At 65.7% G+C, this 17,098-nt stretch carries 17 protein-coding genes and 2 riboswitches; of the genes, 12 read left to right on the plus strand and 5 right to left on the minus strand.

What is annotated here, in order from left to right; all coding sequences use genetic code 11:
• Positions 1-139 precede the first annotated feature (139 nt).
• Positions 140-227, plus strand: a riboswitch (glycine riboswitch).
• A riboswitch (glycine riboswitch) is annotated at positions 228-337 on the plus strand.
• 58 nt (positions 338-395) lie between these two features.
• From gcvT to AC1DSD_RS15605, 5 genes are all read left to right on the plus strand, one after another.
• Positions 396-1,532, plus strand: a complete 1,137-nt coding sequence (gene gcvT / locus AC1DSD_RS15585) for a glycine cleavage system aminomethyltransferase GcvT (protein ID WP_478031386.1) — start codon at positions 396-398, stop codon at positions 1,530-1,532.
• On the plus strand, positions 1,529-1,900 hold the full coding sequence (gene gcvH / locus AC1DSD_RS15590; protein WP_478031541.1) for a glycine cleavage system protein GcvH: 372 nt from the start codon (positions 1,529-1,531) through the stop codon (positions 1,898-1,900). The genes gcvT and gcvH overlap by 4 nt, the downstream gene beginning before the upstream one ends.
• A gap of 100 nt (positions 1,901-2,000) precedes the next feature.
• Entirely contained in the window at positions 2,001-3,359 is a 1,359-nt protein-coding gene (gene gcvPA / locus AC1DSD_RS15595) for an aminomethyl-transferring glycine dehydrogenase subunit GcvPA (protein WP_478031387.1), read from the plus strand.
• The gene (gene gcvPB / locus AC1DSD_RS15600) at positions 3,356-4,930 is read left to right on the plus strand and encodes an aminomethyl-transferring glycine dehydrogenase subunit GcvPB (protein WP_478031388.1); all 1,575 of its coding nucleotides are present in this window, start codon (positions 3,356-3,358) and stop codon (positions 4,928-4,930) included. Before gcvPA ends, gcvPB begins: the two co-directional genes overlap by 4 nt.
• Before the next feature lie 60 nt (positions 4,931-4,990).
• Positions 4,991-5,506, plus strand: coding sequence for a CcdC protein domain-containing protein (locus AC1DSD_RS15605; protein WP_478031389.1), 516 nt, complete (start codon positions 4,991-4,993; stop codon positions 5,504-5,506).
• A gap of 7 nt (positions 5,507-5,513) precedes the next feature.
• Here the strand turns inward: AC1DSD_RS15605 and AC1DSD_RS15610 are convergent, their stop codons facing one another.
• Both AC1DSD_RS15610 and AC1DSD_RS15615 read right to left on the minus strand, forming a co-directional pair.
• On the minus strand, positions 5,514-6,473 hold the full coding sequence (locus tag AC1DSD_RS15610) for a DMT family transporter (protein WP_478031391.1): 960 nt from the start codon (positions 6,471-6,473) through the stop codon (positions 5,514-5,516).
• Between the two features lie 10 nt (positions 6,474-6,483).
• A complete protein-coding gene (locus AC1DSD_RS15615) occupies positions 6,484-7,272 on the minus strand; it encodes a hypothetical protein (protein WP_478031392.1) in 789 nt (262 codons plus the stop codon).
• Positions 7,273-7,372: 100 nt separating this feature from the next.
• Here AC1DSD_RS15615 and AC1DSD_RS15620 point away from each other — a divergent pair, with 100 nt between their 5' ends.
• From AC1DSD_RS15620 to AC1DSD_RS15630, 3 genes are read left to right on the plus strand one after another with little or no spacing between them, the layout of a single operon-like run.
• On the plus strand, positions 7,373-8,908 hold the full coding sequence (locus AC1DSD_RS15620) for an aminoacyl--tRNA ligase-related protein (RefSeq protein ID WP_478031394.1): 1,536 nt from the start codon (positions 7,373-7,375) through the stop codon (positions 8,906-8,908).
• Between the two features lie 52 nt (positions 8,909-8,960).
• Positions 8,961-9,389, plus strand: a complete 429-nt coding sequence (locus tag AC1DSD_RS15625) for a hotdog fold thioesterase (RefSeq protein ID WP_478031395.1) — start codon at positions 8,961-8,963, stop codon at positions 9,387-9,389.
• A 58-nt stretch (positions 9,390-9,447) separates the two neighbouring features.
• Entirely contained in the window at positions 9,448-10,344 is an 897-nt protein-coding gene (locus tag AC1DSD_RS15630; RefSeq protein WP_478031396.1) for an extracellular catalytic domain type 1 short-chain-length polyhydroxyalkanoate depolymerase, read from the plus strand.
• Between the two features lie 15 nt (positions 10,345-10,359).
• Here the strand turns inward: AC1DSD_RS15630 and AC1DSD_RS15635 are convergent, their stop codons facing one another.
• Positions 10,360-10,671 (minus strand): PilZ domain-containing protein, encoded by a 312-nt coding sequence (locus AC1DSD_RS15635; protein ID WP_478031398.1) that lies wholly within the window; start codon positions 10,669-10,671, stop codon positions 10,360-10,362.
• 57 nt (positions 10,672-10,728) lie between these two features.
• Positions 10,729-12,183, minus strand: a complete 1,455-nt coding sequence (glpD, locus tag AC1DSD_RS15640; RefSeq protein ID WP_478031399.1) for a glycerol-3-phosphate dehydrogenase — start codon at positions 12,181-12,183, stop codon at positions 10,729-10,731.
• Positions 12,184-12,272: 89 nt separating this feature from the next.
• On the opposite strand from glpD, the gene AC1DSD_RS15645 reads away from it, so the two are divergent.
• The 4 genes from AC1DSD_RS15645 (at position 12,273) to AC1DSD_RS15660 (ending at position 15,664) form a co-directional block, all read left to right on the plus strand.
• The gene (locus AC1DSD_RS15645) at positions 12,273-12,623 is read left to right on the plus strand and encodes a hypothetical protein (protein ID WP_478031401.1); all 351 of its coding nucleotides are present in this window, start codon (positions 12,273-12,275) and stop codon (positions 12,621-12,623) included.
• A 47-nt stretch (positions 12,624-12,670) separates the two neighbouring features.
• Entirely contained in the window at positions 12,671-14,959 is a 2,289-nt protein-coding gene (locus AC1DSD_RS15650; RefSeq protein WP_478031403.1) for a ribonuclease R family protein, read from the plus strand.
• A 97-nt stretch (positions 14,960-15,056) separates the two neighbouring features.
• A complete protein-coding gene (locus AC1DSD_RS15655; protein ID WP_478031404.1) occupies positions 15,057-15,314 on the plus strand; it encodes a hypothetical protein in 258 nt (85 codons plus the stop codon).
• Positions 15,311-15,664 (plus strand): hypothetical protein, encoded by a 354-nt coding sequence (locus tag AC1DSD_RS15660; protein ID WP_478031405.1) that lies wholly within the window; start codon positions 15,311-15,313, stop codon positions 15,662-15,664. The genes AC1DSD_RS15655 and AC1DSD_RS15660 overlap by 4 nt, the downstream gene beginning before the upstream one ends.
• A 43-nt stretch (positions 15,665-15,707) precedes the next feature.
• Here the strand turns inward: AC1DSD_RS15660 and AC1DSD_RS15665 are convergent, their stop codons facing one another.
• Positions 15,708-16,868, minus strand: coding sequence for a saccharopine dehydrogenase family protein (locus tag AC1DSD_RS15665; protein ID WP_478031406.1), 1,161 nt, complete (start codon positions 16,866-16,868; stop codon positions 15,708-15,710).
• Positions 16,869-17,098 lie beyond the last annotated feature (230 nt).

Consider the following 17,098-nt stretch of genomic DNA (forward strand, 5'->3'; position numbering starts at 1 on the left):
CCCCCACCCGGCCTCCCAATCAGGATATTCTATGGGAGGCCGGGTGGGGGAGCGGGCTGGCACCGCTACCGCGCGGCAGCGCGAACAAAAACACGCGATTGACTCGGTTGCTGCACCGCGTCACAGCATTGCTCTAGTCGCTGACGACGCGGGAGAGCGCAGGGAGACCTGCCGCCGAAGGAGCAACCGCCCCGGAATCTCTCAGGCAAACGGACCGCGTTTGTCGACAGCGACGCTCTGGAAAGCGTGCGGGGGCGATGCATCCGTGCCACCGAAGGGGTAAGCTGCGCCGTCAGGCGTGGTGAAAGCTCTCAGGTTCCGTGACAGAGGGGGCGGCGGATATTCGGTCCTCACGGGCCGTTGTCGCGCCGTCATCTGTTATCGGGAGACCTGGGGTGAGCGACGAAGCCGAAACCGAGATCGAACTGCAGACGCTCCCGCTCGATGCCTGGCATCGCGCCCGCGGCGGGCGGATGGTGCCGTTCGCCGGCTATCACATGCCGGTCCAGTATGAAGGCATCATGGCCGAGCATCTGTGGGTGCGCGACTCGGCCGGGCTGTTCGACGTCAGCCATATGGGCCAGCTGCTGCTGTCGGGCGACAATCTCGACGACGAGCTGGAGAAGCTGATCCCCGCCGACGTGAAGGGCGTGACGCTCGGCCAGCAGAAATATTCGCTGCTGCTCGCCGAAAATGGCGGCATCCTCGACGATCTGATGTTCAGCCGCTGGCCGGGCGGCATCTACATGGTCGTCAACGGCGCGGTGAAATACGAGGATATCGCCCATCTGCGCGAGCATCTGCCCGACGAGATCACCATCAACCATCTCGACGACCGTGCGCTGCTCGCGTTGCAGGGACCCAAGGCGTTCGACGTCCTCAAGCGCCACACGACCGGCGACTATCCGCTCGACGTCCTGGTGTTCATGAAAGGCGGCCGGTTCGAGATCGCGGGCGTCGACGCTTATATCAGCCGCTCGGGCTATACCGGCGAGGACGGGTTCGAAATCTCGATCCCGGCCGATGCGGCGGAAAAGATCGCCGATCTGCTCTGCGGCGAACCCGAGGTGAAGCCGATCGGCCTGGGCGCGCGTGATTCGCTGCGGCTCGAAGCCGATCTGCCGCTCTACGGCCACGACCTCGATCCCGAGACGACGCCACTGATGGCGGCGCTCGGCTTCGCGGTCGCCAGCAAGCGCCGCCGCGAGGAAGCCAATTACCCCGGCGCCGCGCGCATCCTGCTCGAACGCGAGCAGGGGCCGGTAGTGAAGCGCGTCGGCCTGCTGGTCGAGGGGCGCCAGCCGGTCCGCGAAGGCGCCGCGGTGCTCGACGCCGACGGTTCGGAAGTCGGCAAGGTCACTTCGGGCGGCTTCGCCCCCACGCTCGGCGCGCCGATCGCGATGGCCTATGTGCCCGCCGCGATGGCGGAAGTCGGCACCCGCATCCAACTCAACCAGCGCGGCAAGGTCCATGAAGCGACCGTCGCCGCGATGCCCTTCGTTCCCCACCGCTACGTCAGAGGAAGCAAATAATGCGCTACTTCACCGAAGATCATGAATGGGTCGATGTCGATGGCGATATCGGCACCGTCGGTATCACCGATTATGCCCAGGGCCAGCTCGGCGACATCGTGTTCGTCGACGTCCCCGAAGAGGGCAAGGCCGTCACCAAGGGCGACGAGGCCGCGGTGGTCGAATCGGTCAAGGCCGCGTCGGACGTCTATTCGCCGGTTTCCGGAACGGTCATCGAGGGCAATGCCGAGCTCGCCGACAATCCCGGGCTGGTCAACGAGGACGCCGATGGCGAGGGCTGGTTCTTCAAGCTGACCCTGAGCGATCCGAGCGAACTCGAAGGCCTGATGGACGAAGCGAAGTACGACGCGTTCGTCGCGAAGCTGTGATTTCAGGCGTCGCCCCGGCGGAGGCCGGGGCCGCTTCGTGATGGAGCGCGCCGGCCAAAACCTAGCGGCCCCGGCCTCCGCCGGGGCGACGGGAAACTGAATGCGCTACCTGCCCCTGACCCAGCCCGATCGAGAGGCGATGCTCGCCACGATCGGCGCCAAGACGATCGATGACCTGTTCGTCGACGTGCCTGCGATCGCCCAGCTCGACGGGCCGATCCGCGATCTGCCGATGCATGCCTCGGAACTGGCGGTCGAACGCCACATGACCAGGTTGGCGAAGAAGAATCTCGCGGCGGGCGACGCGCCGTTCTTCCTCGGCTGCGGGGCGTATCGCCATCACGTGCCGGCCTCGGTCGATCACCTGATCCAGCGCGGCGAGTTCCTGACCGCCTATACGCCGTACCAGCCCGAGATCGCGCAGGGCACGCTGCAGATGCTGTTCGAGTTCCAGACGCAGGTCGCGCGCCTGCTCGGGACCGATGTCGCCAATGCCTCGATGTACGACGGCTCGACCGCGTGCTGGGAAGCGATCGGCATGGCGCGGCGCATCACCAAGCGCGGCAAGGCGATCCTGTCGGGCGGGCTCCACCCGCATTACGTCTCGGTCGCCAAGACGATGGCCAAATATACCGGCGATCATCTCGAAACATCGTTGCCGACGCTGTCCGCGGACACCGATATCGATAGCCTGATCGCGGCAATCGACGACGATACGTCGTGCGTCGTAGTGCAATATCCCGACATTCTCGGCCGCATCGCCGACCTCCGCCCGCTGGCCGATGCGGCGCACGCCAAGAAGGCGCTGCTGATTGCGGTGGTGACCGAGCCGGTCGCGCTCGGCGCGCTCAAGTCGCCGGGCGAGATGGATGCCGACATCGTCGTGGGCGAAGGCCAGTCGATCGGCGTCGGACTGCAATTCGGCGGCCCTTATGTCGGCCTGATGGGCTGCAAGGACAAATATATCCGCCAGATGCCGGGGCGCTTCTGCGGCGAGACCGTCGATGCCGAGGGCAAGCGCGGTTTCGTGCTGACGCTCTCGACCCGCGAGCAGCATATTCGCCGCGAGAAGGCGACGTCGAACATCTGCACCAATAGCGGGCTCTGCGCGCTGGCTTTCTCGATCCACATGACCTTGCTCGGCGAAGCGGGTTTGCGCGCACTCGCTGTGACCAACCATGCCGGCGCGGTCGCCGCGGCGGAGCGGCTGGCCAAGGTGCCGGGGGTCGAGCTGGTCAATGACGGTTTCTTCAACGAATTCACGCTCAAGCTGTCCAAGGAAGCCCGACCGATCGTTCGCGCGTTGGCCGACAACGGCATCCTGGCCGGCGTGTCGCTCGGGCGGCTCTACCCGGACGTCGCCGATCTCGCCAACGGGCTGGTCGTTGCGGTCACCGAAACCACCACTACGGAGGACGTCGAGACGCTTGCCTCCGCGCTCGAGGAGGCGCTGGCATGAGCAATATCAACCAGAGCGGCTGGCGCCCGACCACGCCTGAAGCTGGTCAAGGATCGAGCGGGACCTTCACCGGCAACCGCGCGCTGATGCTCGAAGAGGCGCTGATCTTCGAGATCGGCTCGACCGAGACGACCGGTGTCGAAGTCGCCGAGCCGGCCAAGGTCGCCTCGCGGCTGGGCGGACTTGAGCGCAGCGCGCCGATCGGCCTGCCGGGCCTGTCCGAGCCCGAAGCGGTGCGGCATTATACCCGGCTCAGTCGCCAGAATTACGCGATCGATCTCGGCCTGTTTCCGCTCGGATCGTGCACGATGAAGCACAATCCGCGCTTGAACGAGAAGATGGCGCGGCTGCCCGGTTTCGCTGACGTCCATCCGCTCCAGCCGGTCGATACCGTGCAGGGCGCGCTAGGCGTGATCAACGAACTCGCGGTATGGCTGATCGAGCTCACCGGCATGCACGGCGTCGCAATGACTCCCAAGGCGGGCGCGCATGGCGAATTGTGCGGCATCCTGTGCATCAAGGCCGCGCTCGAAGCGAAGGGCGAGGGGCACCGCAAGGTCATCCTGGTTCCCGAATCGGCGCACGGTACCAACCCGGCCACCGCCGCGTTCGCCGGCTATGCCGTCGAGGACATTCCCGCGACCGCCGAAGGCCGCGTCGATGTCGAGGCGCTCAAGGCGCGGCTGGGCCCCGATGTCGCTGGCGTGATGATCACCAACCCCAATACCTGCGGCTTGTTCGAGCGCGAGATGAAGACGATCTCGGACGCGGTTCACGCGGCCGGCGGGTTCGTCTATTGCGACGGCGCCAATTTCAACGCGATCGTCGGGCGGGTGCGTCCGGGCGACCTCGGCATCGATGCGATGCATATCAACCTGCACAAGACCTTCTCGACCCCGCATGGCGGCGGTGGACCGGGCTCCGGGCCGGTGGTGTTGTCGGAGGCATTGTCGCCTTACGGGCCCTTGCCGTTCACCGAGCGCCATGCCGACGGGCACATCACGCTGGTCGAGGAGGAAACCGTCGGCGACCGCCATCCGCACAGCTTCGGACGGATGTGCGCGTTCAATGGCCAGATGGGGATGTTCACCCGCGCGCTGACCTATATCCTCAGCCACGGTGCCGACGGCCTGCGCCAGGTCGCCGAGGATTCGGTGCTCAACGCCAATTACATCCTGCGCAGCCTGGAAGACACGCTCGACGCGCCGTTCGCAGCCTCCGGCCCGTGCATGCACGAGGCGATCTTCTCCGACGACGGCCTGCCCGAGGGGTTCTCGACGATCGACATCGCCAAGGGGCTGATCGACGAGGGCTATCATCCGATGACGATGTACTTCCCGCTCGTCGTCCATGGCGCGATGCTGGTCGAACCGACCGAGACCGAATCGAAGGCGGCGCTCGATCAGTTCATCGGCGCGCTGCGCTCGGTGGCGGAGCGGGCCAAGGCGGGTGACGAGTCGCTACGTTCGGCGCCGCATTTCGCCCCGCGCCGCCGCCTCGACGAGACGCTCGCGGCGCGCAAGCCGGTGCTGGTGTGGAAGGATCCGGAGCTGGCGCAAGCGGCCGAATAGGGCTAGCGCGAGAGTGAGTTAGGTTGCTATGACAGTCTCCGGGGTTTCTCGGGGACTGTCATGCAGCAGCAACAGCTTATCAGTTACGCCGTCACCACAGTCGTCGTTGTAGCATTGCTGGCATTCCGCTTGCGGCGGATGAGCCAATTGCGCCGATTGCGGCTGGAGACGCTCTGGATCGTTCCGGCGATCTATCTGATCTTCGCCGGGGTGATGTTCTATCAGTTTCCGCCGACGGCGATCGGCTGGGCAATCAGCGCCGCGGCCTTGCTCGCCGGCGCCGCGATCGGCTGGCAGCGCGGCAAGATGATGCAGATCCACGTCGATCCCGAAACGCATGTGCTCAACCAGAAGGCGTCACCTGCGGCGATGATCTTCATCGTCGTCCTGATCGCGGTGCGCATGAGCGCCAAGACCATTCTGGCGAGCGGGGTGGGGAACGGCTTTCACATCAGCGCGATGCTGGTCACCGATGTGCTGATCGCCTTGGCCCTGGGGCTGTTCGCGGCCACGCGGCTGGAGATGTTCGTGCGTGCCCGCCAGATGCTCGACGAGGTGCGCGGGGCTCGGGCCTAAGCCGCGCCTAGTCCGCGATCGCCTCGCGCACCTGCGGGTGGCGTGCGACGCGGTGCTCGCGCCAGACGATGTACAGGCCGCTGGCGACGATCACCGGCGCGCCGACCCAGGTCCATGGGGTCGGCAGCATGCCGAACAATACCCAGCCATAGAGTGTCGCCCAGATCAGGCTCGAATAGTCCATCGGCATCACCGCGGAGACCGGCGCGTATTTGAGCGCGGCGGTGAAGGCGATCTGGCCGAGCCCGCCGACCAGGCCCATCGCGATCAATACCGCGAAGGTCGTGGCGTCGTGGCCATGCGCGTAGAACGGATAGATCAGCGTCAGCGGCACCATCGACAGCGACGAGAACCAGAACACCGTCGTGACCGGCGCGTCGACCTTGCCGATCTGGCGGAGCTGGATCGCGACCAGCGCGACGAACACCGCCGAGGTGAGCCCGACCAGTGCGCCGCCGATCGGGAAATGCCCGCTGCCCGGTTGGGTGACGATCAGCACGCCGAGGAACCCGGCGGCCACCGCGCCCCAGCGATGCCAGCCGGTCGGTTCCTTGAGCACCAGCGCGCCCAATATTGTCGCGAAGATCGGGACGGTGAAGGCCAGGGTGGTTGCCTCGGCCAGCGGCAGCAACAGTATCGCGCCGAAGTTGAATACCATGCCGGTCAGTCCGACCGTGGCGCGGATCACCTGACCGCGCACCGCGCGCGACTGCACCGCGCCCAGGCCCGGGCCCGGGCCCGCGACCATCATATAGGCGAGCACTACCGGCACGGCGGCGCCCTGACGGAAGAACATGATCTCGGCGAGGTTGGCGCCACGCGTCTCGGCGACCTTGATCAGCGCGGACAGGCTGGACAGCAGGAACACCGCGAGCAGCCGCATCGCGATGCCCAGCATCACGCGATCGTTATTTTCCTGCGCCGCTGCCCCCATATCATTGCCATGCGCCGCGCCGTCGCGCAGCACAAGGCGGCGGTCAGGGCTTGGCTGCGACGGTTTGGACCATGAAAGCGGTGAAATTATCTGCTCGGGCGTCGGGCAATGCGTCGATTCCCTGCAGCAACGCGAGACCTGCGCCACACTCGGCTTTGTCGGGCAGTGATGTTCCTGCCAGCAGCTTATCGACGTCGTCCTGATTCGACCTAACCTGCGCCGCTCTCGACATGATCGCCTTGACGTCCTCTACGCCCGGCTTGGCCACGGTGCGCTTTACCGATTGGTCCCGTCCGGCTGCCGCGGTCGTCCAGGTCTTGATCTGAAACTCCGTCATCGCCGTCTTAACCGCCGACGTGGCTTTGGGCAGGTTGATGACGCCAGTGGTGAAATAGGCAGCGCACGAGGCGGCATCGTCGATCTGCAACGCCTGCAGCGCCGCGATTTCCGATTTGCGATAGTCGGACAGCGACGCATGCGGGGCCTCTCCGATTTCGCCAAGGTGCCGCTTCATCGCCGCGAGCAGATAGGCGCGTCCGCCGCTGACGATATCCTGTTTGCTCTGGAATTCGGCGCCGCGCCGCGCGAGCTCATTGGTCAGACCGTCGAATTCGCTCGGATAGGTTTTCTGTAGCGTCTTGAAGAGCGGACCACTCTGCGGATCGTTCAGCAGCTGTGACTGTGCCGCCAACGGCGTCATCGGTGGCAGGCCGCCAAAAATCCCAGCCAGTCCACCGCACATCTTCAGGACGAAGGCGCCGCCGATAAGGATCATCGCCACGGCACCGTATTTGACGCCCTGATAGCCGTCAGACCGCTCGTTATAGCTCATAGAGTCCCCCCTTGCCCCGCAACAGCGTAAGGGACGCACTGGCCTTTCGGCAAGAGCAGGCGCTTGGACCGGGCAGACTTTCCCGCTATCCGCCCCCGTCATGATCAAGCACGCTTTATCCGTCACCCGCGCCGAGAACTTCGCGGAATGGTATCAGACCGTCATCGCCGAGGCCGATATGGCCGAGGAAAGCGGGGTCCGCGGGTGCATGGTCATGCGGCCATGGGGCTACGGCATCTGGGAACGCATGCAGCGCCTGATCGACGACCGCATCCGCGCGCTCGGTTACGACAACACCTACTTCCCGCTGTTCATTCCGCTTTCCTATTTCGAAAAGGAAGCGGAGCATGTCGAAGGCTTTGCCAAGGAAATGGCGGTCGTCACGCACCACCGCCTGATTCCCGACGGCAAGGGCGGGCTGGTGCCCGATCCCGCCGCCAAGCTCGAAGAGCCGCTGATCGTCCGGCCGACCTCCGAAACCGTGATCGGCGCCGCGTTCGCGCGCTGGATCCAGTCATGGCGCGATTTGCCGGTGCAGATCAACCAATGGGCCAATGTCGTCCGTTGGGAAATGCGCACGCGCATGTTCCTGCGCACGTCGGAATTCCTGTGGCAAGAAGGGCACGCGGCCTATGCCTCGGCCAAGCAGGCGAAAGCGGAGACGGCCAAAGCGCTCGAACTCTATCGCTCGTTCGCCGAGGAATGCGTCGCGATGCCGGTGATCGCCGGCGAGAAGCCCGAAAATGAGCGTTTCCCCGGCGCGGTCGAGACCTGGTCGATCGAGGCGATGATGCAGGACGGAAAGGCGCTCCAGGCGGGCACCAGCCACTTCCTTGGCACCCATTTCGCCGAGGCGCAGAACATCCGCTTCCAAAACACCGAGGGGCAGTTCGAGCCGGCCAACACGATCAGCTGGGGCATGTCGACGCGCATGGTCGGCGGCCTGATCATGACGCATGGCGATGACGACGGGCTGCGCGTGCCGCCGCAGGTCGCGCCGTGGCAGATCGTGATCGTGCCGATGCTGCGCGACAATGACGAGGATGCCGCGCTGATCGATTATTGCCAGGGCATCCGGGAGGCATTGGTCAAGGAAAGTGCGTTCGGCGAGCCGCTGCGCGTGCTGCTCGACCTCAAGGCGACCAAGTCGACCACCAAGCGCTGGAGCTGGATCAAGAAAGGCGCGCCGATCGTGATCGAGGTTGGCGGGCGCGACATGGCGGGGGGCAACGTCTCGCTGATCCGCCGCGACGCGCTCTATCGCGAGGACGGCAAGCTCGACAGCGCTGTCGTGACGAAGAACGGCTGCGTGGCGCAGGCGGCCGCCTTGCTGACCGAGATCCAGCACGGTCTCTACATACAGGCGAAGCTGCGGCTGGACGGCAATATCGCGACCGACGTGACCGACATGGACGGGCTGAAGGCGTTCTTCGCGGAGGGCGTCGAAAGGCCGGGTTGGGTGCTGGCGCAATGGTCGAAGCCGAGTGGTGCCGATCTCGACAAGGTCGAGGAGCAATTGAAGGCGCTCAAGCTGACCCTGCGCAATACGCCGCGCGATTCGGCGCCGGCTGACGGTCCGTGCATCTTCACCGGCGCGCCGGCGGTCGAGCGCGTGCTGATTGCGCGGGCTTACTGAACATGGACGCTCACGTTCGCGGTGCGTCTGCTTTCGCAGGAGCGCCGGCAGCATGATCTGGTTCGGCGGCCAAAAACCCGACCTCGCAGCGATGACGGCGATGGGCGGAAAATCGATGCCCGGCTTGCTCGGGGTCGAATTCCTGGAAGCAGGTGACGATTGGGTGTCGGCTCGCATGCCGGTCGATCATCGCACGCATCAGCCGTTCGGGCGGTTGCATGGCGGCGCTTCGGTCGCGCTAGCGGAGACGGTCGCCTCGATGGGCGGGGCGATGACGCTCGACCCGGCCAAACAGGTCACGGTCGGGATGGAGATCAATGCCAACCATATCCGTCCGGCAATGTCGGGTTACGTCACCGCGGTCGCCAAGGCCGAATCGCTCGGCCGCACGACGCAGATCTGGACGATCCGCATCACCGACGATGCCGGCAAGCTGATCTGCCTGTCGCGCATCACGCTGGCGGTGATCGCGGTCGCCTGACGCGAAGGGTGGCCGGCCCCTCGCGCGTTGAACGCGCATGAGGGCAAGGAGGGCCACCATGCGTTGGATATTGGTGTTGATCGGGATCGCCGGCATCGTGCTGCAGCTGCCGACTAGCGCGCCAGCCGCCGATGGGCCGCTGGTGTCGCATCGGATCGGCAATCGCACATATCAATTGTTCGTTCCGCCCGGTAGCGGGCGTCGGCCCCTGGTCATCGCGCTCCATGGCGGCGGCGGCAATGGCGCGCAGGTCGCCAAATCGGCCGGGCTGATCGACAAGGCGGCGAAGGAAGGCTTCATCCTCGCGTTGCCTGAGGGATCGTCGCGCCTGGGCAAGCTCGAAACCTGGAACGCTGGTGGCTGCTGCGCTTATGCGATGCGCGAGAAGATCGACGATATCGGCTTCATCCGGTCGATGATCGACGAACTCGACCGCACGCAGCCGGTCGATCCGAAGCGCGTCTATGTCGTCGGCATGTCGAACGGCGGGATGATGGCCGAGCGCGTGGCGATCGAGCTGGGCGATCGTATTGCCGGCGCGGCGATCTTTGTCGGCGCGTTGTTCGGCAACGAGCCGCGGCCTGTAGCCGCGGTGCCGGTGCTGATCGTCAACGCCGAGAAGGACGAGCAGGTGCCCGTCGCCGGCGGGACCAGCACGACAGGCATCGTTCGGCGGTCGCAGGGCATGCCGTACAAGCCCTCGCGCTACGCCGCGACTTATTGGGCGGCCGCCAACCGTTGCACCAAGGGCCCGGTGCGGAGCGAGACGAGCGATTTTGTTCGCGAAACATGGACCGGCTGCGCCGCCGGTGCGGATGTCGACTTCTACATCATGAAGGGCGCCGAACATGGCTGGCCGGGACGCGGTCTGGGAAGGCCGGGGGTGACTCGCAATACCGGCAAGGTCGACGGTACCGCGTTGATGTGGGAGTTCTTCGCCGCGCACCGGCGCTGACGCGACAGGCGCGATTCAGGCGATGCGCAGCGTCAGCGAACGCATCATCTCGCGCTCGATCGGCTCGTCGAAGCGCGCGCCGATCAACCCGTCGGCACACCAGATCACGGTGGCGGCGATCGGCGCGCTGCGATCGAACCGGAGCGTCAGCGATTCGCCCTGCTCGGCTTCGATACGGCTTGAGAGGCGGCAGCCGTAGATCGACAGCTGGTGAAGCGCGGCTTTTCGGTGGCGTTTCACGCTGGCATGCGCGACCGAAAGGACCGGTTTCAGATCGTACTTGGCGTCAGTCGCCCGGCGGCGAAAATGCGAAAATGTCGTAGCCATCGTCCGGCCCCCGTCTGCCCTTGGAGCGGCTATGCAACAAGGCCGGTTAATGACTGACTAAACGCCGTTTTCCTGCCACCAATGGTCGACGCGATCACGCTCGGCGGTGGTCAGGTGCAGCCCGAGCTTGCTGCGCCGCATGAGAGCATCCTCGGCGGTCCGTGCCCATTCGCGGTCGCGCATCCAGCGCGCCTCGATCTCGGTCAGGCCGCCGCCCAGATCGGCGCCCATGCCGGCTTCGTCAGTCACGCCATCGAGCATGTCGCCGAGCATCGTGCCATAAGCATGCGCCATTCGCTGCGACCGATCGTCGCCAAGGAACGGCCAGGTCGCGCGGACCTGGGCGACGAACTGGTCGAAGTCGGCGATCGCGCCACCTGGAAATACCCGCGCGCGCGACACCGGACGGCGCTTTAGCCCCAGCTCCGGGCCGAGCTTGCCCATCGCGTCCTCGGCCAGATGGCGCCCGGTGGTGATCTTGCCGCCGAATACGCTCAACAGCGGCGGCCCGTCAGTGTCGAGTTCGAGCACATAATCGCGCGTCACCGCCTTGGCCTCGCTCGCGCCATCGTCGTACAGCGGACGCACGCCCGACCATTTATAGGTCACGTCGGCCGGCGTGATCTGCTTGACGAAATGATGGTTCGCGCCCTGGCACAGATAGGCGATCTCATCGTCGGTGATCTTGGCGTCTTCGGGCGCATCGACCGGAACGTCGGTCGTGCCGATCTCGGTCCCGCCTTGCCACGGAATGGCGAAGATGATGCGGCGGTCGGGCAGCTGGAGGATATAAGCGTGGTCGCCCTCATAGAGTTTGGGCACCACGATATGGCTGCCCTTGACCAGCCGGACCTTGGCCTTGCCGTCGAGGCCCAGGCGATCGAGCATCAGATGGACCCAGGGACCCGCCGCATTGACCAGCGCGCGCGCCTCGACCTTGCGGCGATTGGACAGGGTCGCGGTCCAATGGTCGCCCTCGCGCCGCGCGCTGTCGAGCGAGACCCGGGTGCAGATCTCGGCGCCATTGGCATGGGCGTCGACCGCGTTGAGCAGGGTCAGGCGTGAATCGTCGACCTGCGCGTCGGAGTAGACGAACCCGCTACTGCCGCCCTTGAGCGGCGAGATGTAGTCCTTGTCCGACGCGCGCAATCCGCGCGAGCGGGGTAGGCTCATCTTCCCGCCGAGCATGTCGTAGAGGTAGAGCCCGATCCGGACCATCCACCACGGCCGCACGGCATTCTCCTGCGGCAGGACGAAGCGCAATGGGCGGATGATGTGCGGCGCGGCGTGGACCAGCAATTCGCGCTCGCGCAACGCCTCGGCGACCAGCCGGAAGTCGTAATATTCGAGATACCGCAAGCCGCCATGGATCAGCTTGGTCGAGGCCGATGACGTGTGGCTGGCAAGGTCGTCGCGCTCGACCAGCAGGACTTTCAGCCCGAGTAGCGACGCTTCACGCGCGATCGCGCAGCCATTGATCCCGCCGCCGGCGATGAGGAGGTCGTACGTCACGGGTTCAATCCTGGTTTCGGCACGGGGGCGGAACAGTTGCCGGTCTCACCGGTTCATCACGTCTACGTCAACTGCAGGATGCATCCCATATGCGAAAATTCCTCATCGCGGCTAGCGCGGTCGCGGTCGCGACCATGCTCGCCACATCAGCGAGCGCCGATCCCGGCCAGGGCCGGCACGGGGGATGCCCGCCTGGGCTCGCGAAGAAAGGCAATGGCTGCATGCCGCCGGGGCAGGCGCGCAAATATTATTGGGATCGCGGCGCTCGCATTCCGGCCGGCTATAACGGCTGGACGCGCTACGACGCGATACCGCGGGCGTATCGCTACCGCGTTCCATACAATGCGCGCTACCGCTACGTTTATCGCGACGATTCCGTCTATATCGTCGATCCGCAGACGCGGCTGGTACGCGACATCATCGACCTGCTCGCGCGCTGACGCGGGCGGGGTGACGGGAAGGCCGCTTGGGCCTATCTTGCCCTGACATGGCAAAACCAAAGCATAAACCCGGCCTTCCCACGCGACAGCAGATCCTCGATTTCATCGCCTCGTCCGATACGCCGGCGGGCAAGCGCGAAATCGCGCGCGGCTTCGGCCTGACCGCACAGGAGAAGATCGCACTCAAGGCACTGCTCAAGGACATGGCCGACGAAGGCCTGATCGACAGCGCGCCCGGCCGCGCCTTTCACAAGATGGGCGGGCTACCCAAGGTGACCATGCTCCGCATCTCCGATGTCGACGATGGCGGCAATGTCTGGGCGGTCCCGGAACGCTGGGAAGCCGAAGGCGTGCCGGTACCGCGGCTGCGCGTGCGCGAACGGAGCAAGCGATCCGCGCTCGGCGTCGGCGACCGTATTCTCGCCCGCACCGAAGAGGCCGGAAAGGGCTGGATCGCGCACCCGATGAAGCATCTCGCCAAGGGCGAGGAGCTGATGCTGGGCGTACTCCGGCGCGAAGGCGATCGACTGTGGCTCGAAGGTGTCGAGAAACGCGAGCGGCGGCAATATCAGGTGTCCGATGCCGGCGATGCCGAACCGGGCGACTTGGTGCTGGCCGAAAAGGCCGGGCGCCCGCCGCGCATCACCGTGCGTGTCACGCAACGATTGGGCGACCCGTTCGCGCCGCGCAGCTTCTCGCTGATCGCGATCCATGAGCACGACATTCCCGATCGCTTTGCCGACGAAGCGTTGGAGGAAGCCGAACGCGTCGCGAAGCAGCCGCTGGGTGAGGGGCGCGAAGACCTGACTGACCTGCCGATCGTCGCGATCGATCCCGCCGATGCGCGCGACCATGACGATGCGGTCTGGGCGGCGCCCGACGATGACCCCAAGAATCCCGACGGCTGGAAAGCGGTGGTCGCGATCGCCGACGTGTCCTTCTACGTTCGTCCCGGCTCGGCGCTCGATCGCGAGGCGCGGCGGCGCGGCAATTCGGTCTATTTCCCCGACCGTGTCGTGCCGATGCTGCCCGAAATCCTGTCGGCGGAAGTGTGTTCGCTCAAGACTGGCGAGGATCGCGCGGCGCTCGCCTGTCATTTGCAGATTGCCAGGGACGGGACGCTCAAATCTTGGCGCTTCACTCGCGCGGTCGTGCGGATCGCGGCGAATATTGCGTATGAGGACGCGCAGGCGGCGATCGATGCGCGGTCGTCACCCCAGCGAAAGCTGGGGTCTCAGAAGGCGTCAGCCACAGCGACACGAGATCCCAGCTTTCGCTGGGATGACGAGCTGGTTGAGGGCGCGTTGGTGCCCCTCTGGTCCTGCTGGCGGGCGCTGGCGACTGCCCGCGACAAACGCGAGCCGCTCGATCTCGATCTGCCCGAGCGCCGGGTGGTGCTCGACGAGATGGGCCGCATCCTGTCGGTCGCGCCGCGCGAGCGGCTCGACGCGCACCGGCTGATCGAGGATTACATGATCGCCGCCAATGTCGCGGCGGCCAAAGCGCTCGAGGCGAAGAAGGCGCCGGTGATGTACCGCGTCCACGAACCGCCGGCGCGCGAGAAGCTGGTCGCGCTCAAGGACTATCTCGAAACCTGGGGCGTCAAGTTCGCGCTCGGCCAGGTGATTCAGCCCGCCACCTTCAACCATATCCTCGACAAGATCGGTGACGTCGACTTCCGCCCGCAAGTGATGGAACAGGTGCTGCGCTCGCAGACCCAAGCCTATTACGCGCCGGGCAATCACAGCCATTTCGGGCTCGCGCTCGGCAGCTATGCGCATTTCACCTCGCCGATCCGCCGTTATGCCGATCTCATCGTCCATCGCTCGCTGGTTGCCGCTTACGGCCTCGGCCCTGGCGGGCTGACCGATGACGAAGCGGCGGGGATGGAGCGGATCGGCGAATCGATCAGCCGGCTCGAGCGCCGCGCGATGGAGGCCGAACGCGACACGATCGACCGCTATGTCGCCGCTTTCCTGGCCGAGAAGGTCGGCGAGATCGTCGAGACCCGCATCACCGGCGTGCAGAATTTCGGCATCTTCGCGACGGTCGCCGGGATCGGCGGCGACGGCTTGCTGCCGGTTCGCGACCTGGGCAGCGAATATTTCCGCTACGATGAGGCTGCTAGGAAATTGGTCGGTGAGGCGTCGGGCGACGAATATGCCATCGGCCAGGTCCTGCAATTGCGGCTGGCGGAGGCCAATCCGGTCTCCGGCGCGCTGCGTTTTGAACTGCCTGAGGGGCGCTACGCCGCGTCGCCGGGCAAGAAACCCGAACGCGTCTTGAAACGCCGCGGCCGTCCGCCCAACATCCGCCATCAAGGGCGGCGACGTTGATGGTATATTGGATACAAGACCGGGGGGAGTGAGGCTTATGGGTGGAGCAGCGGCAGGAGCAGCGGCAGGCGCGGCGGCACGAGCGCGGCGCAGGCTGATGTCGCATTTCATGACGCAGAACGCGGTCGCAGCCGACAAGGCCATCTCCTATGTCCCGAGTCGCGGGATCGAGCGCCGCTTGCTCGAGCGCTTGATCGAGCAAGGCGTCGTCCATGTCGGCAAGGCGGGGACCTATTGGCTCGACATTCCGGCCTTTGACAATTGGACCAGGTCGCGTCGCCGTCGCGCGGGGTTGGCGGTCGGCGCCGCCGTGGCGATCGGCGTTGCGCTTGGTTTCCTCGCGGGCGGCGGATGAGCGGCAAGCTCGACCTGATCGGCATCGTGCCGCAGCCGGGACCGGCGGGGCCGCCGCCGATCCATCCGGCGATGTTGCGCACGCGCTCGCGGATCGCGCGCGCGATGATCCAGGCGCACGCGCTGGCGCCCGAACAGGCGATCGCGTTCAGTCCCGGGCCGGGCGACGTCGCTGAACTGATGAAGCTGAGGAAAGCCGGCGTCGTGCGCGAAACGCTGCCGGGCCATTATTGGCTCGATCTGGTCGCCAATCATTACCGCGAACAGCAAGCGGGCCGCGTTCGCGCGATGTGGGCGGTCGGCATCTCGCTGGTGATCGCGGCGGTGGCGGTGCTATTTTATCGCGGGTGATACCCGACGCCGCTCCTGATTTCTTAACCGTGCACCCCAAGGCTCACCCTGACCGGAACGTCAGCCCCGCCTTCGCGGTCAGCCGCTCGCGCAACGCATCGCCCATCAACGCGCCGGGCGTCCAGATTCCGCCGTCGCCTTGCACATCCTGCACCAGGCAGAGCGCCGCTTCGGCAATCATCTTGCTGGTCGATCCGTAGCCCGGATCCTTGTCGCCGGTGACGACGCATTCGACCCGGCTGTCGTCGGGGAATTCGCCGATGAACAATATGTCGTAATGGCCGCTGTCGCGGTCTTCCTTGGAGGGGCCTTCGCCCGGCTTGGGGCCCTTGTCGCCGGCGAGCGGATTGACCTTGGCGATCGCCTCGGCGGCGGCCTTGCCGAGATCGCCGAGGCCGGCGACCATCATCTCGTCGTAGACGAAATTGGCGCCGTATTTCTCGCCCAGCAGGAAGTTGGTGCGGTGGACGTTCTTGGTGTTGATCGGCGCCATGATGAACGGCGCGACCCAGGCGCCGACTGCCTTGTCATATTCGGGCAGCAGGCCGGTCGGCTGGTGCGGCCCGGAAAAACCGGGGGTTAGCGCGAACGGGTTGGTCAGCAACGCGACGATGCGCGGGTCCCTGGCGGCGGCGGCCAATGTCGCCTTCAGGCTGGCCGCCGTGCCGCCCGAAAAACCGCCCTTCATCACCCGCACGCGGCATTTCACGCGCGGCGCCGGGCCGCCATGCTTGGCGATCGCGCATTGCTGCAAGCTCAGCACGCCGAGGTCGAAGGGGATCGAATCGAACCCACACGAAAACACGATCCGCGCACCGCTGCGTTTGGCGGTCTCGTGATGCGCGTCGATCATGTGGCGCATCCAGGCAGGTTCGCCGCAAAGATCGAGATAGGCGGTGCCGGTCTCGGCACAGGCAGCGACCAGATCGCTGCCATAGAGTTGATAGGGGCCGACCGTAGTGATGACGGCTGTGGCGCGCTCGCACATCGCCTTCAGGCTGGCGGGATCGTCCGAATTCGCCGCGATCAGGGTGACGCCGGCGGGGGCACCGATCAGGTCGCGCACTTCCTGGAGCTTGCTGAGCGAGCGCCCGGCCATCGCCCATTTGACGCCGTTGGGATAGGTTTCGGAGAGATATTCGGCGACCAGCCGCCCGGTGAAGCCGGTGGCGCCATAGACGATGATATCGAACTCGCGGGCCATGTTTCTCTCCAACTCCTCTCCCTGGAGGGGAGAGGATACCGTAGCTTGGCAGCTTGCTGCCTAGCGGAGGTTGGAGAGGGTGATGCGGAGCGCAGCTCCGCGGGGGGGGGGGGGGGGGGGGGGGGGGGGCTGCGCCGACCTAAGTCTACGCAACCAGTACGGGGATAAACAATCCCCCGGATTGTCTAGGCCATGCCGAGGGCATGGCCGATCCCCGAACTCCCCCAAGG

The sequence above is a fragment of the Sphingomonas sp. P4_D12 genome (genome assembly GCF_056401895.1).